Source organism: Paraburkholderia sp. XV (assembly GCF_020177535.1).
Classification (GTDB): Bacteria; Pseudomonadota; Gammaproteobacteria; order Burkholderiales; family Burkholderiaceae; genus Paraburkholderia; species Paraburkholderia caribensis.
In genome coordinates this window covers 57,400-81,567 of the sequence record NZ_JAGUUD010000001.1, presented here as the reverse complement: position 1 = coordinate 81,567, position 24,168 = coordinate 57,400, and the positions used below count along the sequence as shown (strand labels likewise).

Genomic DNA, 24,168 nt, shown 5'->3' with positions numbered 1-24,168 from the left:
AGCCTGCGTTTGCTCAAATCGTTTCGACAGCGCATCCGCGCATCGAAATGCCGCGCAAGTGGCCATCCGTGCCGTAGAGGCACTACTTTCAAAGAGGAACCATGAAGAAGCTTGCAAAGACCCTGATCGTCACCGCTATTGCTGGTTTGTCGGCGGCCCCGGCGTTCTCCTGTTCGTTGCAGGACATTACGACAGAGCCGCTGCGCAACATCATCAACCAGCAGGGCGGTTATCCGATCAGCGACGAGCAATGTGCCATGTTGAACGCGCATCATCTACGGATTCACGTCGACGGTGATGCTGTCGTGCTCGATGGTGTGAATATGGCGTGGGCGGACGTCTCTGTGATGAACGCGGACCACGTCATTTCGACGAACAGCGGTGTGAGCACCCGGATCAACCGGAAGGCGACGCCCAGTCAGACGGTCGCAAACCAGCTGTTCTTTGAAGCTTTGCAGCACGCGGTGAACTCGCTCGACTGGAATGCTGCCACCGGGCAGTTCGCATCATCAGGCAAGTCGTTGCTGAACTGACGCTCTACCGTATATAGCCAGCCGTCGGGCTGGCTGTTCCCAACTACGACGAAAACGCTTTAGCAAGCGCACCGTCGTTTGCTCAAACGCTTTCGATCGCGCATTCCGCGCACCGAAATCACGCCGTGATCACGGCCAAACACTTTTCACACGTCCTTGCGGACGTACTTTCCATTCAGGCTGCCCACGGGCGGCCATTTTTATTTCTGGAGGCGAAATTGCAACTCGCACATTTCTCTGATCTGCATTACGCGCCGGACAACCTGGCTGAATCGGACCGTTGCTTTGGATTCGCCGTTAGCGATGCAATCGAGCGCGGCGCCGAAGTCGGCGTGATATCGGGTGACTCGACTGATCATCGTCTCGACGCTCATGCGCCGTCGCTGAATGCGCTGGCCACCCAGGTTCACCGGCTGGCCAATTCGATGCCGGTTCTCATGCTGCAGGGCACGTTTTCGCACGAGCCTCCGGGCACGCTCGACAACTTCGCGCTCATGGGCGGCGTGCATCAGATCTACGTAGCCGACCGCGTTTCACAGGTTGCGCTAATCGATGGTCGTTTCTGGGCGTCGAAAGGGCCAGTGTTCTCCGATGACGAGCTGCGCCAGTTCATCGATCTGAACCCCGAAGTGGTGTTCACCTGCCTTCCCACGGTCAACAAGGGCCAGCTTGCCGCGAGCGTTGGCGCGCTCGAGGCAGGTACGGGACTGGGCGATGTGCTTGCCGCATTTCTGGCGGCGGCAGGCCGGGTGAACAGACAGTTTCGCGCTTCGGGCATACGGACGGTGGGCGTGTCACATGGCACAGTCAACGGTTGCACGACTGAGCACGGTGTCGTGATGGCTGGCTTCGATCACGAATTCTCGCTGACGGCGCTGTTTGATGCCGAATGCGATGGATTCATGCTTGGTCATATCCACAAGGAGCAGCAGTGGGATCGCGATAGCAGGCTGATTGCTTATCCTGGGTCGATCGGGCGGTTCCACTACGGCGAGGAAGGCGATAAGGGCTATCTCGCCTGGAATGTAGTGCCGGGCAGCGCGACGGCCACGCTCGTTCCCACGCCGTCACGCCAGATGATCTGCATCGATTTCGACGGTCCGCCCGACATGGGGCGGCTGGAAGAAATCGCCGCAGACGCCGGCGACAAGTTCGTCCGGGTTCGCTGGCAGATCGACGAGGAGCATCGGCAGGCGGTTGACCGCGAGGCAATCAAGGCGCTGTTTGCTGGTGCGGCGGATCTCAAGGTGGAAGCCCGAATCTTGCCTGTCGTGCGCAGCCGTGCTCAGGGAATCAGCCTGGAAACGACTGTCGAGGGGAAGCTCGCGCGCTGGTGTGACCTGACCAACGTCGAAGCCAACCCGCTGCAGGAGCGATTGCAGCTGCTCGCCTCGGGCGATGCGGAGGCAATCGCTGCCGGTGTGCTGGAACGCATCGATTCGCTGGCGCAGTCGCCATCCCTTGCCGTCGTGCTGAGTCATCCGGCCGCATCGACACCAGCAGAGGAAGACGCTGCACCTGCGGCCGAGCCCGAAGCTGAGAAATCGGCGCAGGCCGGATCAACGCTCGACTGGCTCAACGATGATCTGTTTGCGGCCTAGCCGCCATAGCGAGAGTGGCCATTACGGCACTCTCGCGCGGAACACAGCCGTGTTCCGGTAGCGCGCCGCGACGTGCGCTACCGAAACAAGGTTCACCCGCGTCTTCGACGCATCGATCGCAGTTCGCTGCATCCATCTTTTTCTCTTAACCCTGGCGGGGATTCATCCCTTCCGGGATGCACTCCGCCCATCATCTGTGGAGTGTCATCATGTTTGGTCTTTACCCTGCTGGCGCCCAATGGGTCCGGCACTTCAGCGCAAACCGCGCGCCCCGCGACATCGGCAAGGTCCTCACAGCCCACGCCGGATTCACCGCCGGCATTTTTCACACCCCGTTTGGCGAGCATCGCGGTGCGGTGGTCGCCCAGTCCGGGCGATTCCTCATCCTCACGGCAGCCGTCAACGCCGCTCAGGCTCAACTTGCCGTCGTGCCGGACGTCCAGATGCAAAACCTGCTCTGGTCGTTCGAGACGGGATATGCGAATCAGTGGGGGCCGCGGGAGCTGCTCGCGCTGACTGGCGTCGACAACTGGGACGGCCTGATCCGGCACACCAGCGCCGAATATGCCGCTGTGTGCAAAGCCGTCGGCGATGCCGTTGATGGCTCGCTTGAAAGGCGGGCTATCGAAGCCGCTGCCGCTGCTGAAGCGGCAAAAGCGGAAACTACCTCGACGCGTGCCGCAACGCCCGATCCCGCCGTTGGCAGGATGTTTTACAACGACGACGACGCGCCATGGCTGCCTTCCGACTATCTGTTTGACGCGCCGGAGGTGCAGACATGCGCCCACTGACGCTTACGCTCACGGGCTTTATCGGCGTTCGGGACGGGATGAAGCGAGAAAGCATCACGCTCGATCTTCAACCCTTGCCGAACGGTCTGATTGCGCTCACGGGCCCGAACGGGGCGGGGAAGTCCACCATCATGGACAACCTCCATCCGTACCGGATCATGCCTTCTCGTGCAACGAAGCTGTCGGTCGACGGCTTCTCGTACTGGGATCACCTCTACGGCGCTCAGGCGCTGAAGGAGTTCGAGTGGGAGCACGGTGGGGTTCGTTACCGATCGTCGTTCTCTTTCCGCAAGCCCGGAAAGACCGGCAAGGCCGAGTATTTTCTGGCCTGGCGTGATCCGGAGAGCAAGTGGCAACCCATGCAGACGGGCGACGGCACTGTCTCTGACGGCAAGGCTGAAACTTACGATCTGTGTGTTGAATCGGTCTGCGGATCGCTGGAGGCTTTCTTCACCAGCGTGTTCTCGGCACAGAACCGGCGTCCGCTCGCCTCCTATGGAGCGAGTGAGATCAAGGCACTGCTGGCCGAACTCCTGCATATCGACGACCTTCGCACGCTGTCGGCGCAAGCCAGCGACGTCGCGAAGATACTCGGCCGCACGCTGGACGCCACGCAGCAGCAACTCGTTGCGCTCGGCACGAAGCGCGACCGGCTTGTGCAGATCGATCAGGCGATCGCTTCCGATGTTCAGTCAGTAGCGTCAACTCGCGAGAGCCGCGAAGCGCTGAACGTCAAGGTAGTCGCCCTGACAGACCAGCGCGCCTTGCTTGTGGCGAAACAGACTGCGAATGCGAGCGCGCAGACCCGGTTACGGGAACTGGCAACGCGGCGCAGTCAAATCGCCGCGGCGCTGCAAACCCTCCACGCTGACGCGACCGCCGACGGTCGACGCTTTGCTCAGCGGCGAACCTCGTTGCGCGCTGCGATCACTGAGCACAACGCTGTGATCGCGCAGCGAGAGGCGATCCTTGGAGCCGCTGCCGTGCGCGACGCCGCACAGGCGCGCATGGCTGCAGAGGAAGCGCGCGTTGCGCCGATCCAGGCAGCTATTGACGTGCTCGAAGCAAAGCAGCTTGAGTTGACGTCGGCTTCGTCCCGGTTGAAGGGGCTGGAGTCGGAAGGGTCGTCACGGGCAACGCTTCTAAAGGCCTTGGAACAGCAGGCGAGTGTGATCGGAACCGTGCCATGTGCCGGCCACGCGATGCACAACACCTGTCCCTTGCTTGCGCAGGCGCGCGAGGCCGATACGAAAGTGCATGAGCAACGAATTTCGCTCAACAACCTTCGTACCGAATTCCGCGCGAAACGCGAGTCTGTCGAAAAGCTCACGCCCGAGGTCCAACAGCTTGCGGGAAAACGTACCGAGCTGAAGTCGGTCACCGACCAGATCGCGGCCGCGCGCCGTGATCTGCAGAAGGCGGTCGACCTCGCTGCGCGCAAGCCGTTGCTCGACGCCGCGACCGAGGGTTTGAACAAAGCCACAGTAGAACTGGCCGCGCTCGAATCTGAAGAAACGACGCTGGGTGCTCGCCGGGAGGCGCAGCAATCGCAACTGACGACTGAAGCGAAGGAACTGGATGCGGAAGTCGCACGCCTCGGCGTCGACGACGTGACTGGCGCCATCGCTGACATCGACCGGCAACTGGCGCAGAGCCGTGAGGCCATCACCGCGGCCGAGGCACGGATCGAATCCCTGATCCGTTCTCAGGCTACGCGTGAGGTCGAGCGGCAGACCATCGCAACCGAAATCGGGGGCTTCGACGCGACGCAGTCGCGTGCTCAGCGCATCTCGGATGAGATCGCGCGCTGGAAGCTGCTTGCAAAGGGCTTAGGCAACGAAGGCGTGATTGCGCTGACGATTGACGATGCCGGACCTGCGCTAACGAGGATGGTGAACGACCTGCTGCTCGCATGCTACGGCATGCGCTTCACGGTCGAAATCCAGACTCAACGTGCATTGGCCAGCGGTGAACTGCGCGAGGGTTTTGAAATCCTCGTGCACGACGCCGATCACGATAGCACCAAGGCAGTCACGGTGATGTCGGGTGGCCAGAAGGTCTGGATCAACGAGTGTCTGACGCGTGGTATCGCGCTGTACCTGGCTAGCAACGCAGGTCAGCCGTATCAATCCCTGTTCAGCGACGAGTCCGATGGTCCGCTCGATCCGCAGCGCAAGCTGCAGTTCATGCGGATGAAGCGGGAAGTGTTGCGGCAGGGCGGGTACGAGCGCGAGTTCTTCATCTCGCAAACGCCCGATCTTGTCGCAGAAGCCGATGCCGTGATTGATGTTGCCGCCTTGGCCGCTGCCTGAACCATGCTTTTTCAACCCTGTGGGGACCGCTCCCCACAGGGGCGTTCCCTCGCTTTTTTCCAACGAGGAACGCATTGAAATCGAAGCAAGACATGTACGCACGTATCGAAGCCGTCACGGTGTCGGTACGCGCCGCAACGCCGCGTGTTGGCAACACTCACACCTACGTCCTGAACGGCACGCTCATGCGTGATGTTCTCGTCGACGGCAAGTGGGTGACGCACCACGCCAGTATCCCCCTGGAATCGCGAGCCGCGTGAGCGGCCCCCTGTGAGGTCTTCCCCATGAACAACCTTTTGATGCTGCTCATTGCAGCAGGCAGTTCGTCGCTGTGCGCCTGCTCGTCCCAGCCCCAGGCGAGGGTCGAAACGGCGAAGCCTGTCCCAACGATTGTCGTCCAGCAGCCGAAAGGCGAGCGGGGCGACTTCGTTCTCTGCAAGGATGGCCGCGTGCTGGTATTTCCAGCCGCGCATCCGAAAACCTGCTCCTGATGCGAAAGCCCCAACTCTCGACAGCGCATTGGGGCTTTTCGCTTAAACTTCGAGGCGATCATGAAAAAGCAGATTGCGACTGCGACTTTGATCGGAGCGTTACTGGCGCTTGCCTGTTTGCTCTGGGAACAGCAGTCCGTTGCAGCAATGGGCAATCATGGCGCGGGCACGCGCGCTACTACACGCGCAAATCCGTCGCCGTTCGACCGGCATTTGAGGTATAGCAATGTATAAGGACCCGAAGCAGGGCTGGCGTCCTGATTTTGGCCGCCTGCGCGGGAGCGCCTATCTGGCAATCGCTGCCGAGATTGAAGAAGCGATCCGCCTCGGCATCTTCGCACCCGGAGATCGGCTGCCATCACAGCGGGCGATTGCCGACGACCTTGGTTTCCACCTGAATACCGTGAATGCGGCCTTTCGCGAGGCGGCACGTCGCGGTCTGATTCGCAGCAATGTCGGCCGCGGCGGAACAGTTGTTCTCAGCCAGCAGGTTGCTCCGTCGGCCTGATTCCGCAGCACTTTCCATTTTTATTCACGTTCCCAACCGGGCAAACCGCCCGGTTGGTGCGGTTTGCTCACCACAATTCGCTGGAGCAAATCGATGACGTATTCGTGCAGTGATTTTTTCGACGACGTGATGCGTTGCCTGGTCGAAACTACGGCAATCGCCAGTACGGACATTCCTGACGATGATCCCGGCGCCGGCGCAGATGTCGCGGTCAACGCGATCGTGAACATGCGTCGTGCAGGCCTCTCGTCGCAGTTCGTGCGCGAGCTGCTCGACGAAGTCGAATCGCTTGGTGCGATTGCCGAAGAACATGGACCAGACGCTGTTGCATTCCTGTTTTATCTACAGGCGGCGATCCTGAACGGTTCGAGCGTTGAGGCGCGTAGCACCGAAGACTCGCAGCTGATCTCCCTCGTTGGCCGCCTTCCATCGGCGTCGGCTTGGATGACACACATTCTCGTAGCCGAGCCTGCATAGGCAGCCTTCGAAAACCTGCAGCCGCCCGTCGTGAGTCTCCAACCAGGAGGCTTCGACGGGCTTTTTTGTTGAACATCGCGCTGGCGAAAGAGACTGCAAATACAGCATCTTTCAATGGTGTCACGGCCAATTTTTGGCGTTACGCTGTGTACACAACCCGCGCCACTGGCGCATCGACAGGCTCGCTCCGTGCGGGCCTTTCTTTTTTTCCCTGTGGGAGCCTTCTCCCCACAGGGGAGGGCTCCCTTCCACTGGAGCCTCCGTGAACAACATCCATCGCAGCGCCATCAAACGTTACCGTTCCTCGTCCTGGGAAACTGTCTGTGCAGCATCGGATGACATCCCAGCAGACTTCGCCCGTCTCTTGCGTGATGAAGCCCGTCCGTTGCAGATCGCGTACCAGCGTCTCATGTCTTCGTATGACGGCGACCCGGCCGGTATCGAGTGTCGCCTGAAGGAGCGCGAGTCGTGGGCATTCGCACTCCCGGAGGCCTCCGGCGCGAAGCCATGGCGTGTTCAGCAGTTCGATCAGGATGGGTTCATCGGGCACCAGTGCTTTGACTCCCTTAACGAGGCTGTCGAAGAGATGCTCCGCATGGGTTATCTCGTGACCGATCCCGGCGCGCTCGACCGCATCGGCTCAACTGCCCGGTGGGCGCGGGGTATTCGACGTGCGGCCATCATGCAAAAGCATCAGGAAGGCCTCATCAAGTACTGCCAGATGGTCGAGGAAATATCAGCACTCGCTGACTGACCCTCTCAATTCATTAATCCCTGTGGGAGCGATTCCCGCATGGGAGTGCTCCCTTGAACCGGAGCAATCATGTTTGACGAAATCATCCTCAAGATGGAAGCCGCGATTGCGGTCCTCATGGGCCTCATTCATGCGGGCCATCCACTATGCGGCACCGTAAGCGGAAAGGACTCAACCTGCGCGACGATTCTCATGCTCGAGGCCGTGCGTCGCGTTGCGCTCGCCAATCACGCCCAGCCGAGCCATTTCATTTCTACCGCCAACACAACCATCGAAAACGTTAGCCTTGGTCGTCACATCGAGACCACGCTCGAAGAAATCGATCACTTTGCCGACAGGCACGCTCTGTCGGTGACGACTCACGTAGCTACGCCATCGCTGGCGGCGCAATTCGTGGTGTCGACCATCGGTCGCGGCACGCTGGTTCGTACGCCGCAGAACGGGGTGCGAAACGGCAAGCGCATTCGCGCGTGTGCGACGGACTGGAAAGTGATCCCACAGGGCCGCTTGCGTATCGCACTCGAACGCAACGCGGCCGCGAGTGGTGATCGTGAGATTGTCACGGTACTGGGCAATCGGCTCGCCGAAAGCACATCGCGCGGCACGGCAATGCTCGAGCGCGGTGAAAGCGCGATCGCGGCGGTCCGGGATACGCGTGGTGCACTCGCCGTGTCGCCACTGCGAGACTGGAGCACTGACGACGTCTGGACAATGCTCACGCTGTTCGCTGACGAAGCAAAACGCCCTTTCCCTTGCGCCTTCTCACAACGGACCATCGAACGCCTTTCGGACCTGTACCGCGCGGCCAACGATGGAATGTGTGGAGTCGTGCTCGGAGAGGACGGTCAGCGTGCGCCGTGTGGCAGTCGTATGGGCTGTGTTTTTTGCTGCGTTGCCGGCGAGCGCGACAGTTCGCTCGAATCAATGGTCCGCGAGCCGGAGCATGCCTATATGGAGGGACTCAACGACTTCCGGAACTACCTGCTCGCAACCCAGTGGGATCTCAGCAGACGCGAGCTGGTCGGTCGGTCGCTAAGCGACAACGGCTATATCCGGGTTCAGCCCGACGTCATATCCTACAAGGAGAGGGTCAATCTCTTGCGCTACCTGCTCACGCTCGATGCGCTCGAAGTGGAGCGCGCCGAGCAGCATGACGCGGATCTCGCGAGCGGCCGTATCCCTGATACACCCGAAAATCGCGAACTGTGCGAGGTGCAGTTCGAGATGATCACGCCGGCACAGTTGCTTGCGACCGATTTCATGTGGTCGATGCACCACTATGCACCGCACGCGTTTCCAGCCATCTCGGTCTGGTTCGAAGTTCACCGCCTCGGACGCCGCTATCCCATTCCACAGGTGGAGACGTTTCCGAAGGTCCCGATTCCGTTGCATGGCTGGTATCGGGTTGGCGGTTTCGATGCAGAAGCACCGACCGACGGACTGCGAGACTATGCAGCAGAACAGTGGAATCCGTATCGCCATCCTGAGCGGCCTTCCGCCTACGCGCAGACCACAGGCGGAGAGCGCACCGTCTACTTCGAGGAGAGCGATCAACTCGACGTCGACGCGTCGCGGGCGTGCGAGTTCGTAACGTGCACCTTCGACCATGCCTGGTACGCGCGTGTTCAGGGCCATGCAGCGATCGAATCGGCGCGCTTCTGGCTCAACGAAACGATGCTGACACTACCGGCGGGTGCGTCACAGCGCTATCAGGACATGGCGACGCGCGGGCAATATTTCGCGCGGCTTGCCGAACGTCTGAATCTCTCGCCAGCCGAGTTGGACCGGCATCTCGTTGAGAACGCGATCAGCGACGCGCAGATGCGCGGCATCGAGGGGCAACAGATGCATCTGTTTCCGTTGGCCGCGTAAGCGGTCGTCGTTCACACCCATGCGGGGCGGTCCGCATGGGCTGCTCCGCGTTTGTCATGGAGCATTTCTATGCTGATTGAATTAGAGGGCGGACGCATGCCGATGTCGCAACTCAATGCGCACGTCGATGACGGCCTGTTGATCCGCGGCGGCATTCCCCATAGTGGCGGCAAGCTGGCGTTTCACGCTTTTAATGAAGGCTTCGCCGGAATGGTTTCCGCGTCTGCCTTCTGGAACCCGAAGACGGGTCGTTTCCGCATTCCTGAAGCAACCGATCTAACGGAGATCGATTTTGCGCTGGACAGCGCTGGTTTTACCGCAATGAAATTGTTCCAGTCGAAGGGGCGGCAGCCTGGGATTGCCGGTGTCTATCCTTGCACGATGGAACAGTTTGTTGAACTGGCCTCGTTCTCAGGTGCGTCATGGGTCGCTCAACCGGACTTTTGTTGCGAGCCAGAGCTGGCCGTTGACCAGGAGGCGATCGACTATCGTGTGGACGCGACGGCGACGCTGCTCGAAGGCATGCTTCGGGTGGTGTACGCTTGGCAGGACCAGCTGGCCCAGACGATGAGTGCGAACGCCGTGCAGAACATGGTTCGCATTCCCGTACCCGTGGCGCAGGGCTGGTGCGTCGACGATTACCGCCGTAGCATCGACCTCATGATGCAGGTGTGGGATCGCTGGATGCCGTGGATTGCGCCGCCGGTGCTGATCGGTCTCGGTTCGGTCTGTCGGCGGCATCTTACCGATCCGCGTCACGGCTTGTTCGCGATTCTCGAAGGCCTCGAAGGGCATCTTCCGGCCGGAGCGAAGCTCCATCTGTTCGGGGTGAAAGGACAGGCGCTGGAGCGGGTGAAGATGTACGACTGGGTAGCGAGCGTAGACTCAATGGCGGCCGACTTCGCTGCGCGCGTGAAGGCCCGAAAGGCCGGAGTATCGAATACGATCGCTCACCGCATCGCGGAGGTCGATCGTTGGATGGAGTCTGCAACTCGCCGCGTCGCGCCTGCCGCCGGCGATCAGTTTCGGCTTTCCTTTGCCGCCTGACAGCCTCAGATCCTTTTCCTACAGCCCGCGAGTTCCTCGGAACCGCGGGCTTTACTTTTTTCTGGCTCCGACGGGATTCGCTTGGTGGCGTAAAAAGACCACGCGCTTTTGCCGTTAATCCGACACAGTACCTGCAAACCGATACCACCTGTGAACAACAAATAGCGATCGCCGCACTATAGGCGCGCATCTCCTTGGAACCGTTACAGCGCAAGCAAGCGACCAGACAAAGCCTTCTACAGACGGCCCGCAGATGGCTAACTCCACGCGGCTATTCGACCGGGCGTTGCAGGAAGAAAAGAATCACAGTACGTGGCGGGGAGTCGACTTTAATCTAGACTATACGTGATGCAATCGGAGGTGCCCATGAAACGCGTGAACCGGTTCGCGGAGTATCGAGGCTGGAAGATCGAGGCGTCACCGACTATCCTGGCGAATCAGAGGCTTTTTGTTTCGGGCGTGATCGTCTCGCGTGATAACGAGCGGTTCATTTTCACTGATCTCGGAAACCGCGTTTATCGGGCGCAGGCCTACGAACGCGGAATCGAATGGGCAAGGCAGTGGATCGACAACAACTATCGCCTTGCGGTGCGCAAGGCGTCGCAGGGGTAACGGAAAACGACATGTTTGAAATTTGGGCGATCGAGGCCGACGGCAAGCGCGTCCTGATACGCGACGACGTTGCAGAGGGCAGCCTGGCCCGTGCGCTGGTCAGCGAAGGTAACAACGGTGCGGCTATTCGCGGTGAGCCGCACCGCTATGTCGCCGTTCCCGATCCTGATATGGTCGATACAGAAGCCAGAGATAGACCGGAAAACGGGTAGGTCGAGAGCTCGCTGGGGCCGACATTAGACCCGGCCTAATCAAGCTCGAGCCATCCGGTAATGCCGGATGAGTTCGCGGACTTCTTCGCGACGCAGATGCGGCATGTCTCTCCTGCGTTCAGCGATGTACCTAATCAAGTCGGCGTCAGCTTCGTCCGGCAGCAGCAACTGCATATCCGAAATTCTAAGTTCCAATGCCTCCGGCATTTGAGCAAATTTCTCGTAGCAACGTGCATAGAGGTTGACGGAGTCACGAGATAGCCCAGTCGTATCTTGTACGAACTCGTAGACACGGCTTTTAGCCTGCTTGCGTGCGGCCGGACTGCCCCCCGTCAACCTTACATACTCCCGTTCAATTCTCTGAATAAGCTCAACGATCCATCGGCCTTTCTTGAGATATTCTTTCGTTGCAGCGATCGTGTTTGGCCGCGCGCCGTTCTCACCTTTGACGTCGGCGGCGACGCGTCTCAGTAAAGCCTCGAGTTCCGCGACGCTTCCGATTGGTTGCCAAGTTTCCTCAAACATGTTTTCCTCTCGCTGGATTTTTCCGGTGATGGCGGTGCCTGACTACCTTTCGGCACCATCCTTGAAAACTTTAAGTAGATCGTTCCGAAGCTCGGAAACATCCATCTCGCACCGCGCTCGGGTCAAACTCACGTAGAGCAGGCGCTTCTCTTCATCGGTAAGTGTCGTGCGTCCGTCATCGTCTGTCTTGAAACGGAAGTCACCGCAGACCTTTACACGGTTCCATTCGAGTCCTTTTGCGCGATGAACGGTCGAAACGACATAGTCGGCCTCGGCTTCCGGCGATGCGCGTGACAACATATCGCGCAAGTAGGCAGTCCCCTCCCGGTCGATGATCTGAACGATGGGTAGGAGGTCTCGGCCTGCGTAGCTGGCGGCATACTCCTGCACGTCACGCCACGTTTCAAACAGCGCCAGAGACGCGGGGCTGAACGTACGCTCGCCTCGCATCAGGCGGTCAGCACCGTCTGCGAAGGCCAGGATCTCTTCGATGTTCGCCCGGACGGCTACCTTGTGCCCGGCCTGCAGCCCATTCGCGAGAGTCCCGATCACGGTCACGTTTTTGCGACACAGGATGGCATCGAACTTCCTAGCCGGGTCTGACTCTTCGAAGAATACAGATTCGATGTGCGACTGGCCGCGGAGCGGGGTTCGTTCGCCCAAGAGATTCAGCACACGCGAAGCGAGCGCGGCGAAGTGGTGCCCGAAACGGAAAGACTCAGTCAGGGCACATTCACGCGCCTTGATGTGTTCCATCGCATTGACCGCGCCGCGCCACTCGTAAATCTGCTGGTACGGATCGCCGACGTAGATGATCTGTGCGTGTTCCTGCCGACGCAACACCGAGAGCATCAATCCGTCGCTATCCTGCGCTTCGTCGAGAAGGATGAAGTCCGCGCCGATCTGAGGGCGCGACCGCTCCCACGTCTTGAGGTAGACATCGGGCGTGATTGCAGTCTTCCCATTTGGGTCCGTGCTCTCATTCCAGTGGCGTACGACGAACGGCAGCAGCGTTGAGCGTAGTTCGTCGGCCGCGGCTTCAGTGATCATTTCATCGACGGGGATATGCCATGGCTCAGGTTTGTCCTGCGCCGACCGGCAGAAGCGCGCCGCACCGTCCGCCACCAGTCGCCCGACCTGGAATGCAGACAGATCGATGTTCTTGCCGATGATCGTCGGGACCCGAACCGGACCAAGCCCATACCTGCTCGCAAGATGGTGAGGTGGCTCCTTCGGTAGATTGAGCCTTGCCGTCAGAGCTTTTTCCGTTGCTCCGTAAGCGGCAGAGTGAACCGTTTTACAGGTGACGTTGCGCGGGAATTTCTTTCTCGCATCCGTTGCGATGTCCTTGTTGAACGAGAGATAGAGCCCGCGCTTTGAACTGAAGCGCTCGGCAATCATGCGCAGCTGTGACGTTTTTCCTGCGCCCGCGTACGCTTTCACTTTGACCGTTGCGCCGGACGCAACTGCATCAAGCGTGAAGAGCTGTTCATCGGTCGGCTTGATCTCTTTCATGATGTTTCGGATGCGAATGATTTAACCAGCCTAACTGGTGACCCGTGAAGTCAAGCGACAACGAGCAGTGTCTCAGCATCAGCGGTGTGCGGGCCGGTAAAAGAGCATGAATAGCGTGTCTCTTTGCGCGGCCCGATCGAATCCGGTTACCGCAAAACGCGCGCGATGTCCTTTGGCACTGCGACCGGTTTGCTATGACTGGTATGCACGCGCGTGAGCCCCGCGAGCAGAAATTCCGACCGGATCTTCACGCGCTGTGTGAATAGGCCGCGCCCCGTCGCGACGGGCGTTGCTTCGTGTGGATTTCGGCGCTCGATGTAATCCTGGAAATCGACCTCGATGGGAAACATGGCAGTCTTGTCGCCATCTTCCACCACCAGTCTGACCGTCTTGAGCGGCATACCGCGCAAGTAACTGTCGAGTATCCGGTTGAGGATTCGATCGCGAACGATGTAGGAACTCATCGGACTTTGATAAGCCGGATTGACGCGCCGCAAGTGAACAACAGCGAGCCGTTCCGACGAGGCGGTAATGGCGATGCGAAAGGTCAATGCGCAGGGCCGCCCGGACTCGTCCGGATACGCGATGTCGGCAAATTCGGTTTGGTAAGGCATGCGAACTCCGATCGATGGGTTATGCCGATCTGGACTAACCGGCGTAACCCACCCTACGGAGCTGCGCGCAAAGTCAAGCCGGGCGCGCTTCGCTGATCGTGGCACGCAGACGAGTAACCGTTCGCTGGCTGACAAGCCCGAGCATCCCGCTTGTATCTTCGTTGCTGCGGCCACTCAGTAGTTGTCGGCGAGCAAAGGTGTTGCGCAAGATTCGCGGACTCATGTCGGGCGCAACAAAGCCGATGCCCTCGAGCGCGTCCTTCACGACGGTGCCGAGAAGGACGTCGTTCATCACGCCACCTTGACCCGGTGCCGGAAAAAGCAGAGCGTCATCCGAGGATGGCTGGGCGTCCTTCCATCGGCGCAGAGCGGGCAATGCAAACAGCGGTAGCGTCACCCGCCGTTGTTCGCGGGCACCGCGCTTGGGAACATAGACGTTCGGCCTGGCGCCGTCGACGACAACATGACACCGATGCGCATGGCGCAACTCGGCCGCCGATATGCCCGCACCTAGGAAAAGCGCTACGATGGCGCGGTTTCGAAGTATTCGGGAGTCATCCAGCCCTGACGGGGTAGTCCACGCCTGTAGCCGTTCGTCTGCGGCCTGATCGAGGTAAAGAGGTAGCGGCTCGTCCTCGGGCCAACGAGCGAACGCGCTTACTTCAGACGCCGGGTTGCCGGCACGCAGCCCAATGTCGACGAGATGGCGGCATAGCCGGTTCAGCATCTTGGCGTATCTCAAGCGCGTCGACGTCCGGGGCGTCGTGCGACTGTCGATCTCGTTGAAAAATGATTCGATCTGCGCGGCGTCGAAGGTGGCCACCGATGCATGCCGCTCGCGAATATGGCGGAGAAAGCGGTCGAACATTGCGGCGTGCTGCACACGCGATCGCGCAGAGAAAGGCCGTCGGTCTGCCCCGACGGCCTCCGTTTCCTGCCAGATTCGATAGGCGTCCGACGGGGCAGATAGCCACAAAGAATTCATGTCCATGTGCGCCTTATATACTGAATTTGCGTTCACAGCACCCCCGACGAATCTGCGATTCGCCAAAACCGTCTATAGCGGAATGGGGCATCAGTGAGCTGAGCGGCATGGACCAGACTTTATATCGGGTTCTCGACCTTTGGGCCGCAGAAAGAGAGGTGATTTTGTACGGCTTTTGATCCCGAGATAAATTTTTCCCCGAGCGCCGCGGACGCATCGCTGCCTTCGTTGGGTCAAAGCCGGCGCTCTCAATCCCGCTTGCTGGACTATCATGGCGGCTCAAGGAGGCCTCCATGTGCACGTCTTACGAAGCGAATCCAAACGATACCCGCTGGGACACCTTTAGCCTGTTCCCTCGTCCGGACTTCGACTACAAGCCGGAAATCTACAAGGACTATTTCGCGCCTGTCTTTCGTCGCGGCCTTGACGGTTTCGAGACCGTGCCCGCGTCGTTCGGCATCGTTCCTCGCCGGCACATCCCGCCGGGCGTGAAGGTGTTCGACACGATGAACGCACGTTCCGAAAGTGTCGAGCAGAAGCGCAGCTTCAGCGGCGCGTGGAAGAACCTGCAGCTTTGCCTGATCCCATGCCTGACGTTTTTCGAGCCGAACTACGAGACGGGCAAAGCGGTGCGCTGGAAGATTGGCATGGCGGACGGAGCCCCGCTCGCGATCGCGGGTCTATGGCGCCAGTGGAAGGAGATCGACGGCTCACAGTCGATCGCCTTCACGATGCTGACCGTCAATTCGGACGAGCATCCGCTTATGAAGCGCTTCCACAAGCCAGGTGACGAGAAGCGCTCGGTAGTGATTGTGCCGCCGACGGAGTACGGTGATTGGCTATCGTGCCAATCGGTCGACGAGGCCCGCTCATTTCTTCAACTCTATTCCGTCGAAGCCATGCACGCCGAACCGTTTCCGCTGCCGCCGCGCAAACCAAAACCGGCGGCAGCGGAGCAGGATCAGCAGCAGCTGTTGTGACTGTGCCTTGGCGCGCTCCTCGCGGCAGTCGCTTAATCCGGCGCGCACGTCTGAAACCGACCCATTCCTGCCGGTCGGCTCGTCAGAGTTGCAACGGCAGGTATCAGATCTCGAACAGTCGCTCGGTACGGTCACTCGCGCTTTTACTTTTAGCCGCAACAACTTGCACCCGGGCGCCAACAGGATCAGAGAACAAGACATTGCAGCATCTTACATATCGGCCGCCTCTGCCGTACGAAACGCAACAATGAAGATTTTCCGGGTCTGCACACGCTGTTCTTCATCGGGGATTGGATGCCTTCGCCACAGGCCAATCCAAACGTGACTGCTTTAAAGAATCGCCAAAAAAATATACGGAAGGCATAACGCCCATGACATTGGAGCTAAAGTCGGAAGTGGTGTACGGGGGAGTTGAGGCGGGAAGTTGAAGGCGGTGGAGGTTTCAGCTGAGAATCTGATTGTCGAAGTCGGGAACCCAGCAAAAAAACAAACCATCCACCATGAGCAAGGATACGGAAAAAGCAGTCGTCGGTCTATCGGGAGTCGGGCTTGGCCTGGACGAATTGGTTCGTCACGGGGCGCGGCAAGTGATTCAACAGGCGATCGAAGCGGAGCTGTCAGAGCTGATGGAGCGGTTCGCGAACGTCAAGACTTTGCAAGGGCAACGCGCAGTTGTGCGCAACGGCTACTTGCCAGAGCGCGAGGTGTTGACGGCCGCCGGGCCGATAGCGGTGAAGGTACCGAAGGTGCGAGATCGCTCGGGTTCGGGCGTGAAGTTCAATTCGAAGATCGTGCCGCCGTACGTGAGGAAGTCGCCTCGCGTTAGCGCAGCGCTGCCCTGGCTGTATCTGAAGGGCATCTCGACGGGCGACATGGGCGAAGCGTTGAGCGTGCTGCTCGGTGATGACGCCAAGGGCCTGTCGGCCAACGTGGTGAGCCGGCTTAAGGGCGCAATGGGCCGAGGAGCATGTGGCTTGGAGCCGGCGTGACATGTCCAAGTCGCACTACGTTTATTGGTGGGTCGACGGCATTCATACGGGGACTGCGTAGCGAGAACTCTGATGGGCAATGCTTGCTGGTCATCATCGGCGTAAAACCAGACGGCAGCAAAGAGCGCGTGGCGATCGGCGATGGGTATCGCGAGACAAAAGCGTCGTGGCTAGAGCTTCTTCAGGACCTGAAATAGCGCGGGCTGAAGGCAGGGCCACGGCTGGCGGTAGGCGACGGTGTGGCGCGACAATCTGGATGAGAGACGCGCGACAATCAAGTTGAGAATGTCGCGGCAGAAATGATGATGCCGATGTTGATTGTCGCTGGCAAGCGTTTATTGATTGACGCGCGGCGTTGATTGACGCGGGCGAGTGGGTGTCGCGCGACAATCAAGGTTAAGCCCCCAGTCGTTGAGGATTGCTGTGTAATGGTGACGCCGCAGGTATTCCGGCTGCGCGACAATCAGGATGAGAATGTGGTGGCGTGGAAGGTGATGTCGGGGTTGATTGACGCGCGACTCGCAGGCAAAGCTAGCCGGCGTCAATCAGGATGAGAACAGCGGGTCATTCGGTGAGGTCGATGCCGTGCTGATCCTCCTGTGTCGGTGGCACGCCAACGTTCTTTGGTGTCGCTCTACTGGCCGGGCGTCCCGGTCCCTGCTGCTTGCGCTGCAGGGCAGTACGGCGACGGTAGCTTTCAACGTTCAGCTCAAAGATGGTCGAGTGATGGACCAGCCGGTCGACGGCGGCCACCGTCATGGCCCGGTCGGGGAAAACCTTGTCCCATTCTCCAAACGGCTGGTTGGCCGTTATGCAAAGGGAACGGCGCTCATACCTGGCGCTGATGAGCTCGAACAGCGCCGACGTCTCTGCCTGATCCTTGCTGACATATGCGAAATCGTCCAGGATGACCAGGTCGAAGCGATCCAGCCGGTTGATGGCGGACTCCAGCGCGAGCTCGCGGCGCGCGACCTGCAACCGTTGCACGAGGTCGGTAGTGCGAGCGAAGAGGACCTTCCAGCCCTTCTCCAGCAGGCTCAGTCCGATGGCCGACGACAAGTGCGATTTGCCCCCTCCGCTCGGCCCCAAAAGAATCAGGTTGGTGCCGTTACGCAACCAGCCATCGCCAGCGCAAAGCGCCGAGACGTGCGCGCGCGACACCATTGGCACCGCGTCGAAATCGAAGTTCTCCAGTGTCTTGCCCGGCAGCAGCTTGGCGTCCCTGAGGTGACGTTCGACCCGGCGTCGATCGCGCTCTGCGATCTCGTGTTCGGCCAGCGCCATCAGCAGGCGCGCTGCCGGCCAGCCTTCCGTGTCGGAGCGCTCGGCAAAGCTGGACCAGATCTGCTTGATGGCGGGCAGCCGCAAATCGTTGAGCAGCAGCGACAGGCGGGTGGCATCGATGTCGAGACTCATGCCGTCACCTCCGTTGCCATGTCGTCAAGCAGGGCTTCGTAGTCGCTCAGCGGTGCTAGCTGGACGTTCACCTCCGGCATGCTGTTCGTGCGCGTCGCTTCGAAACGCGAACACAGTGCGTCCAGGTCGGGTAACTGTCCATCGTCCAGGCACTGCTGCAGCGCCTGGGCCAGTTGCGCTTCGCAGTTGTGCTCGTGGGCCAGGCTGAGCAGTTCAACCATGGTCCTGCATGCCTGACGCTCCGGGAGCTGCTCGAGCAGGCGATCGAAGCTCAGGCGAAAGGCCTCGCGCGGAAAGATCTGATCGCGGTAGACCAGGTTGAGCAGTGCCATGGGCTTGCGGCGCAGCGCGTGGATGACGTGTCGGTAGTTGATGACGTGGCCGTGCTTACCCTTGGGACCCGCACGGCCGCGCTGCAGTGTCATCAGGGCCGTACTGCCCAGAAACAGCTCCAGCCGGTCGTCGTACAGGCGCACGCGCAGGTGATGGCCGATCAGCCGGGACGGGACGGTATAGAACACCTTGCGCAGGACGAAGCCACAGGTGGTCGTGACGTACACGCGCGTTTCCTCGTAGTCACACGTACGCTGGGCCGGAAGAGGCTGAAGCAGCGCCCGCTCGGCCTCAATGCGTTTGCCATTACGCGCGTTGATGCGACCGACGATCTCGTCGATGAGGCGGCGATAGGAATCGAGATCATCGAAGTCGTTGGTGCCGCGCAGAAGCAACGCATCGCGCACTGCGTTCTTGAGGTGGCCGTGAGGGCTCTCGATGGAGCCGTTCTCATGGGCAATGCCACGGTTGTTGCGCGTGGGCTGCATGCCGTAGTGGGCGCACAGCGCCTCGTAACGTGTGGTCAGATCCTCGCGCGCCTCGGTTTCGAGATTGCGGAACGCCGCCGAAAGGCTGTCGCTGCGGTGTTCGCGCGGCACGCCGCCGAGTGCCCAGATGGCGTTCTGCAGCCCTTCAGCCAGCGCGACATAGCTCTCGCCGCCGAGAATGACGTGAGCGTGCTCAAAGCCCGAGCAGGCCAGCCGGAAGTGATAGAGGCGGTGGTCAAGCGCGACACCCGCCACGGTGACGCCCAGGCTGTCCATCTCGGTGAAGTCGGACAACCCGAGACGACCGGGTTCGTGTACCTGACGGAACATAACGTCATGCTCCTCGCCATGGAGTGCGCGCCAGTCGCGAATACGGCGCTCCAGTGTGCGGCGCACGTTGCCCGGAAGGTCGGGATGGCGCCGAAGCATCTCGTCCAGTACGGCCATCGGCCGGATGCCGGGGGCGGACTGAAGCAGCGGCACAATCTCGGCGTCAAAGATTGCCGCCAGGGGATCGGGACGGCGACGCGCACGTGGTGCCTTCTTCTGCGATGGCAGTCGCCGGTCCTGATCGATGCGATAACCCGTGGCGGCGCTGAACCCGGCGCGCGCAGCCGCTTGAGCTGGTCCTTCCTTGAGTCTGTACTTCATGTAGAGCCTCATCTGATGGTCGTTGATGTGTCGGCCGGGCAACTCAGCCTCCCTTCGCTACATGGAAGAGCTGTTCATACCCGATTTACCGCGACCACCGACAAGGCACCCCGGCAGCGGGGCGGACTCCTCGGCGCGGCGTTGCGGCAGCGTTTCCGGGCTACGCCCTCCACCGCTGCCGCAACGCCAGTACTCTCATCCTGATTGACGCGCTGCTCTCATCTTGTTTGACGCGCGGCACGACGGCGCGATGGGCTTCTGGGCGGCGCTGGAGGAGGTGTATCCGGCCACGCGTGGCCAGCGCTGCTGGTTTCATAAAATGGGAAACGTCATGAATGCGCTGCCCAAATCGCAACAGGCCCGCGCGAAGGCCGACATGCAATCGATATAGATGGCCGCAACACGCGCCGACGCGCACGCTGCGTTCGATCGTTTTGTGTCGATCTATTCGGCCAAATATCTGAGGGCGGCCGAGACGTTGAAGAAAGACCGCGAAAGCTTGCTGGCCTTCTACGACTTTCCTGCCGAACACTGGCAGCACTTGCGAACGACGAACGCAATCGAATCGACGTTCGCCATGGTGCGCCATCGCACGACACGCACGCGTAACTGCGTATCACGACCAACGTTCCTCGGGCTGGCATTCAAGCTGATCGAGGAAGCCGAGAAAACCTGGCGCCGTATCAACGGCCCAGAAAAGATCAAGCTGTTGCTCGAAGGCGTTGCCTTCAAGGACGGCGAACCGGTGCAAGACGATCGACCGGGTCAGCAGAAACTCGCCGCTTGAAATCGACCGCCGTCAAAATGCTCGTAAGTGGGTAGCCACACTCCCTCCCGGGAATGCAGCCCCCGAGGAACCGTACGTGCGAGTTTCCCCGCATACGGCTCGAGCACAGCATTAAGCGTCGCAATGACGCCGGTCTCGCAAGCTGCACGAGCCCTTCGCAAGCATCACATTGTTGATTCGCCTCATCGCTGAGACGAAGGGCGCTGAACCGTGGTGATACCGGTCTCTCACAAGCTTCCCCTCGATGAATCTCAGACGTGGACCTGCGACAACTGCACCACGCGGAAGTCTGCACTCTTTCAAGTCAGGGCAAATCTTGAACCCCTATGCGAACTATTACCGCCCGCCATTCGCTTTTTCCGCGTTCTCATATCCACTTGCCCAACAGCTTCCCTCACGGGTCACCTGCCATAGCCAAATTTCCGGCGTGGGCGGACAATTGGACTTACCACGTTCCCGTCATTGCCGACCCGAATGTCCCCGGGCCTATCCGTTTAGCGCCTGCCTTTCCCCCAGCAGCACTTGTGACGACGTATTTCCAGTGGTGACGGAAACAACCGGCTGCATACCTTTTGGTCTGGGCCTTTCAGCCGCTTTGGCCCAATCGTCATAACGAGGGTTACAACAGTTCACTTACGTTGCGCATGCGGAACTTGCCTGGCACCTCACACCGCGCGGCGGCTGGCAGTGTCGACTCCTTCCACGTCACCGGGGTGAGTCGTCAATCGAGAGGCACGTTGTCTCCGGAGCTTCACACCGACCCGTTACCGAGAACGCATGTCCGGATAGGCAACTGCTGGTCGTACAGCAGGTTACGGCACCGCAAACAATACGTTCGCCGCGCGTAAGAAGGCAAAAACGAGCTTTACCGCCTACTACATGCCGCTTGACGCGCGGCTGACGGCGACACGTGTCGCACCACCACTCTTGACGTTAGCTCATGACATTGCGCAGGCAGAACTGGAGGGTTCTATCGAGCTGGCTCTGAAGAGCCGGACGCGCCGATGAACGCGTGACGTTCGTGCCATCCAATTCGTTGTTGATCGGCGTGGTGCGCAAACTGTATGGAACCTTGACGAGGTCGACAAACAGGTGAAACCTGAGGTGTCCGCATCCACGCACGCGGCACCCGCGTCAGCGCACCAAAGCCGGGAACGCAACCGAAGCAAGTGAGGTGATTGACATGTCAGTTTGCCCGCGACATCAGATAAGATCGCTTGCGTGATTTTTCACGCTCGTGCCGGTGCCCATTTCAATTCTTGAAATGGTGCGACACTATGACATCGAAAATGCCGACGCTGTGCCGTGCTCGAGTGCAGGTGCGCGAGGTGCCGATGCCGTTCAGCTTGCTCATTGACCCGTGCTCGTCAATTGCTCGAACGCGACCGCCGACGCATCGAAATTGCACTACAACCACCTATACTTGGGTAAGTATTATTTGCGTTCTTCGGCCCGCCAGAATCGCAGGGTCGTTGAGATCCAAATCGTGTCACTCGACGAGCACCGGCAAATGGACATCTATCTTGCCAATCCCAGGGGTTTCTGCGCCGGCGTCGATCGCGCAATCGCGGTGGTCGAGCAGGCTCTGAACCAGTTTGGCGCGCCGGTGCACGTGCGCCACGAAATCGTGCACAACCCTCACGTGTTGAATCATCTGCGTGCACGCGGAGCAGTTTTTGTGGAGTCCCTCGACGAGGTGCCGAATGGCGCGGTGCTGATCTTCAGCGCACACGGCACGCCAGCGGACGTCGAGAAGGCGGCTCAGGCGCGCGGGCTTCGGGTGTTCGACGGCACTTGTCCGCTCGTTACCAAGGTCCATCTCGAGATCGCCCGTCACGCCCGGCAGGGAAACAGCGTCATTTATATCGGACATCGCGGTCACGCCGAGACGCTCGGCAGCATGGGGCATTTTCAAGGCGATGGCGGATCTGAGTGCACGGGCAAGATAGTGCTGGTGCAGAATGAGGAGGATGCCCGGCAGGTCTCGGTCCCTGATCCGGAGCGAGTGGCCTGCGCCACGCAAACGACACTTTCGGTGCTCGACACGGAAAGCGTGCTGGCGATCCTGCGCCAGCGCTTCCCGTTGCTCATGGAACCGCCTAAAGCCCACATCTGCTATGCGACGGACAATCGCCAACGTGCGATGACGGAGCTGGCCCGCCGTTGCGACACGATCCTCGTATTGGGCGCGCAGAACAGTTCGAATTCGCTCCGTCTGGTGGAAGTGGCCCTTGCATGCGGCGCGCGCGCTCATTTGCTAAGCGGTGTGGAAGCCTTCGACGGCAGCTGGCTCGACGGCTGCGAGCACCTAGGCATTACGGCCGGCGCATCTTCGCCAGAGGACGTGTTGCAGGCGCTGCTCGCACATTTGCAGTACACGTTTGGGCCCTTGCCGGTGCGAGAGTTCGGCGAGGTGGAGCACATCGTCTTCCGCCTACCACGAGGCCTTCAGCACGAGCGGCAAGCGGCACCCCGACGCATGCTCGAGACAGCCGAGAGAGGCGCTCCCGGGCACATGTAGTGACAAGCATGAAGAGCATTGCCGGCATGTTGTCTGTCGGCGCTGACTGGAGAAGAGAATCATGGACGAACCAGGTCTTGCTGCGGAAAAGCCGACCGGGCTGGAAGATGTGGTGCGCTCGGTGCGCACGCTGGCACGCGACGCGCGCCATTTGGGGGAATCCGCTGCGCTCGTGCTGGAGCGAGAACTTGCGATGGCAGTCAGTATTTCCGAAAAGCTACGCGACAGCACGATTTCTGCGGAGGCCTTGAAACGCGGGCGCGACGAACCTCTGCCGGGCGCTTTGCGCCGAGACATGCACCGCGCAGTCGACCTCGTCGCGGACGTGGGGTCAGTGGCCTATACGACACTCGTGCGGATGATCGAAGGGTTCGTTGACGAGCCACGTCCGCCGCTCGCCGTGCCAGAGCAACTGAAACCAGCCGAGGACTAGGCCCCGGGTGGAGTGTGCTCTGCTTCGAGAATGTCGAAGTCCAGCCTGAGCGCGAGCCCGCCTTCGGGCGAGTCGATCCGCGCCGTGTAGCGGCCGGGCGCGGCATCCGCCGGCACGTCGACCAGTACGGTGAGCTTCTCGAAGTCCCGCCCGGCGACGGATAGAGCGGCCGGCGCGAAGTGGAATGCGTCGTGCGTGAGCACATGAGCACTGTCCGAACCGGTGAATTCAAGCGACTCGCAGCGTGGCGTGAGCGCGAGAAGGGGCTCGTTCGCGGGGTTCTGCACGGACAGGGGAACGCGCAGCGTTGCACCCTGATGCACGCTCGGTACCATCGCGCCCATGGCGGAGTTGCTGGCCGGTGCGTGAGCGCCGGGCGCCGCCGAGCCATCGGCGGATACGGGCCTGACATTCACGGAGGGCATCAGATCGGGCAAGATGCCTGTCAAAGTGCCGGTCATGTTGCGTACCGCGGTCAGACTGTAATGCACGATGACGCTGACAGGTCCCGCCCCGGCCGCTGGCTGCTCCTCGCTGCCGCTGCCGCTGCCGCTGCCGGTGGCCTTGGCGGCCAGACGGCTGAGCGCGACTCCCACGCCGAGTGCCGAATGGATGACTTGGCCCAGGCTGTCGGCAAGTTCGCGGGCCGTAGTCTCCGAGTCCTGTCCGGTTGGATTGCCATCCTGCTTTCCGTTCCTTGTATCGTCAGTCATCGTGGTCC

Annotated in this window: 24 protein-coding genes and 2 pseudogenes; 19 read left to right on the top strand and 7 right to left on the bottom strand. The window is 60.4% G+C overall.

Annotated elements, in window-relative coordinates:
- The first annotated feature begins 101 nt into the window (after window positions 1-101).
- The 14 genes from KFO72_RS00450 to KFO72_RS00385 all read left to right on the top strand — a co-directional run bounded on the left by KFO72_RS00450 (window position 102) and on the right by KFO72_RS00385 (window position 11,210).
- Window positions 102-533, top strand: coding sequence for a hypothetical protein (locus KFO72_RS00450; RefSeq protein WP_225031074.1), 432 nt, complete (start codon window positions 102-104; stop codon window positions 531-533).
- Between the two features lie 218 nt (window positions 534-751).
- Window positions 752-2,134 (top strand): metallophosphoesterase family protein, encoded by a 1,383-nt coding sequence (locus KFO72_RS00445; RefSeq protein WP_225031219.1) that lies wholly within the window; start codon window positions 752-754, stop codon window positions 2,132-2,134.
- Window positions 2,135-2,343: 209 nt separating this feature from the next.
- Window positions 2,344-2,925, top strand: a complete 582-nt coding sequence (locus tag KFO72_RS00440) for a hypothetical protein (RefSeq protein ID WP_225031073.1) — start codon at window positions 2,344-2,346, stop codon at window positions 2,923-2,925.
- Complete coding sequence (locus KFO72_RS00435) at window positions 2,913-5,237, top strand: SMC family ATPase (RefSeq protein WP_225031072.1); 2,325 nt, start codon at window positions 2,913-2,915, stop codon at window positions 5,235-5,237. Before KFO72_RS00440 ends, KFO72_RS00435 begins: the two co-directional genes overlap by 13 nt.
- A gap of 74 nt (window positions 5,238-5,311) precedes the next feature.
- Window positions 5,312-5,497 carry a hypothetical protein gene (locus KFO72_RS00430; protein ID WP_225031071.1) on the top strand — a complete coding sequence of 62 codons (186 nt, stop codon included), beginning with the start codon at window positions 5,312-5,314 and terminating at the stop codon, window positions 5,495-5,497.
- 24 nt (window positions 5,498-5,521) lie between these two features.
- On the top strand, window positions 5,522-5,728 hold the full coding sequence (locus KFO72_RS00425) for a hypothetical protein (RefSeq protein ID WP_225031070.1): 207 nt from the start codon (window positions 5,522-5,524) through the stop codon (window positions 5,726-5,728).
- 60 nt (window positions 5,729-5,788) lie between these two features.
- Complete coding sequence (locus KFO72_RS00420) at window positions 5,789-5,962, top strand: hypothetical protein (RefSeq protein WP_225031069.1); 174 nt, start codon at window positions 5,789-5,791, stop codon at window positions 5,960-5,962.
- Window positions 5,955-6,236, top strand: coding sequence for a GntR family transcriptional regulator (locus tag KFO72_RS00415; RefSeq protein WP_225031068.1), 282 nt, complete (start codon window positions 5,955-5,957; stop codon window positions 6,234-6,236). Before KFO72_RS00420 ends, KFO72_RS00415 begins: the two co-directional genes overlap by 8 nt.
- Before the next feature lie 93 nt (window positions 6,237-6,329).
- Entirely contained in the window at window positions 6,330-6,713 is a 384-nt protein-coding gene (locus KFO72_RS00410) for a hypothetical protein (RefSeq protein ID WP_225031067.1), read from the top strand.
- Window positions 6,714-6,975: 262 nt separating this feature from the next.
- Window positions 6,976-7,467 (top strand): hypothetical protein, encoded by a 492-nt coding sequence (locus KFO72_RS00405; protein ID WP_225031066.1) that lies wholly within the window; start codon window positions 6,976-6,978, stop codon window positions 7,465-7,467.
- 69 nt (window positions 7,468-7,536) lie between these two features.
- Window positions 7,537-9,339, top strand: coding sequence for a phosphoadenosine phosphosulfate reductase family protein (locus KFO72_RS00400; RefSeq protein ID WP_225031065.1), 1,803 nt, complete (start codon window positions 7,537-7,539; stop codon window positions 9,337-9,339).
- A 69-nt stretch (window positions 9,340-9,408) separates the two neighbouring features.
- Complete coding sequence (locus KFO72_RS00395) at window positions 9,409-10,386, top strand: hypothetical protein (protein WP_225031064.1); 978 nt, start codon at window positions 9,409-9,411, stop codon at window positions 10,384-10,386.
- Window positions 10,387-10,752: 366 nt separating this feature from the next.
- Complete coding sequence (locus tag KFO72_RS00390) at window positions 10,753-10,998, top strand: hypothetical protein (RefSeq protein WP_225031063.1); 246 nt, start codon at window positions 10,753-10,755, stop codon at window positions 10,996-10,998.
- A gap of 11 nt (window positions 10,999-11,009) precedes the next feature.
- On the top strand, window positions 11,010-11,210 hold the full coding sequence (locus KFO72_RS00385) for a hypothetical protein (RefSeq protein WP_054924159.1): 201 nt from the start codon (window positions 11,010-11,012) through the stop codon (window positions 11,208-11,210).
- A 39-nt stretch (window positions 11,211-11,249) separates the two neighbouring features.
- On the opposite strand, the gene KFO72_RS00380 is transcribed toward KFO72_RS00385, so the two are convergent.
- The 4 genes from KFO72_RS00380 to KFO72_RS00365 form a co-directional block, all read right to left on the bottom strand.
- Complete coding sequence (locus KFO72_RS00380; protein WP_225031062.1) at window positions 11,250-11,735, bottom strand: hypothetical protein; 486 nt, start codon at window positions 11,733-11,735, stop codon at window positions 11,250-11,252.
- A gap of 42 nt (window positions 11,736-11,777) precedes the next feature.
- Window positions 11,778-13,250, bottom strand: coding sequence for a 3'-5' exonuclease (locus tag KFO72_RS00375; RefSeq protein ID WP_225031061.1), 1,473 nt, complete (start codon window positions 13,248-13,250; stop codon window positions 11,778-11,780).
- Window positions 13,251-13,396: 146 nt separating this feature from the next.
- Entirely contained in the window at window positions 13,397-13,801 is a 405-nt protein-coding gene (locus KFO72_RS00370) for a hypothetical protein (RefSeq protein ID WP_225031060.1), read from the bottom strand.
- Window positions 13,802-13,937: 136 nt separating this feature from the next.
- On the bottom strand, window positions 13,938-14,732 hold the full coding sequence (locus tag KFO72_RS00365; protein ID WP_318248376.1) for a site-specific integrase: 795 nt from the start codon (window positions 14,730-14,732) through the stop codon (window positions 13,938-13,940).
- Between the two features lie 410 nt (window positions 14,733-15,142).
- On the opposite strand from KFO72_RS00365, the gene KFO72_RS00360 reads away from it, so the two are divergent.
- Window positions 15,143-15,829 (top strand): SOS response-associated peptidase, encoded by a 687-nt coding sequence (locus KFO72_RS00360; protein ID WP_225031058.1) that lies wholly within the window; start codon window positions 15,143-15,145, stop codon window positions 15,827-15,829.
- A 500-nt stretch (window positions 15,830-16,329) separates the two neighbouring features.
- Window positions 16,330-17,012, top strand: a pseudogene (locus KFO72_RS00355) (transposase); the annotation flags it as partial.
- Window positions 17,013-17,382: 370 nt separating this feature from the next.
- Here KFO72_RS00355 and istB read toward each other — a convergent pair.
- Window positions 17,383-18,234, bottom strand: coding sequence for an IS21-like element helper ATPase IstB (gene istB, locus KFO72_RS00350; protein WP_225031057.1), 852 nt, complete (start codon window positions 18,232-18,234; stop codon window positions 17,383-17,385).
- Window positions 18,231-19,718 (bottom strand): IS21 family transposase, encoded by a 1,488-nt coding sequence (gene istA / locus KFO72_RS00345; RefSeq protein WP_225031056.1) that lies wholly within the window; start codon window positions 19,716-19,718, stop codon window positions 18,231-18,233. The genes istB and istA overlap by 4 nt, the downstream gene beginning before the upstream one ends.
- A gap of 229 nt (window positions 19,719-19,947) precedes the next feature.
- Here istA and KFO72_RS00340 point away from each other — a divergent pair.
- The 3 genes and pseudogenes from KFO72_RS00340 to KFO72_RS00330 form a co-directional block, all read left to right on the top strand.
- A pseudogene (locus tag KFO72_RS00340) lies at window positions 19,948-20,493 on the top strand (transposase); the annotation flags it as partial.
- Window positions 20,494-22,003: 1,510 nt separating this feature from the next.
- Window positions 22,004-23,014 (top strand): 4-hydroxy-3-methylbut-2-enyl diphosphate reductase, encoded by a 1,011-nt coding sequence (gene ispH, locus KFO72_RS00335; RefSeq protein WP_225031055.1) that lies wholly within the window; start codon window positions 22,004-22,006, stop codon window positions 23,012-23,014.
- Window positions 23,015-23,075: 61 nt separating this feature from the next.
- On the top strand, window positions 23,076-23,447 hold the full coding sequence (locus tag KFO72_RS00330; RefSeq protein WP_225031054.1) for a hypothetical protein: 372 nt from the start codon (window positions 23,076-23,078) through the stop codon (window positions 23,445-23,447).
- Here KFO72_RS00330 and KFO72_RS00325 read toward each other — a convergent pair.
- Window positions 23,444-24,160 carry a hypothetical protein gene (locus tag KFO72_RS00325; protein WP_225031053.1) on the bottom strand — a complete coding sequence of 239 codons (717 nt, stop codon included), beginning with the start codon at window positions 24,158-24,160 and terminating at the stop codon, window positions 23,444-23,446. The two genes, KFO72_RS00330 and KFO72_RS00325, sit on opposite strands and share 4 nt — an antisense overlap.
- Window positions 24,161-24,168 lie beyond the last annotated feature (8 nt).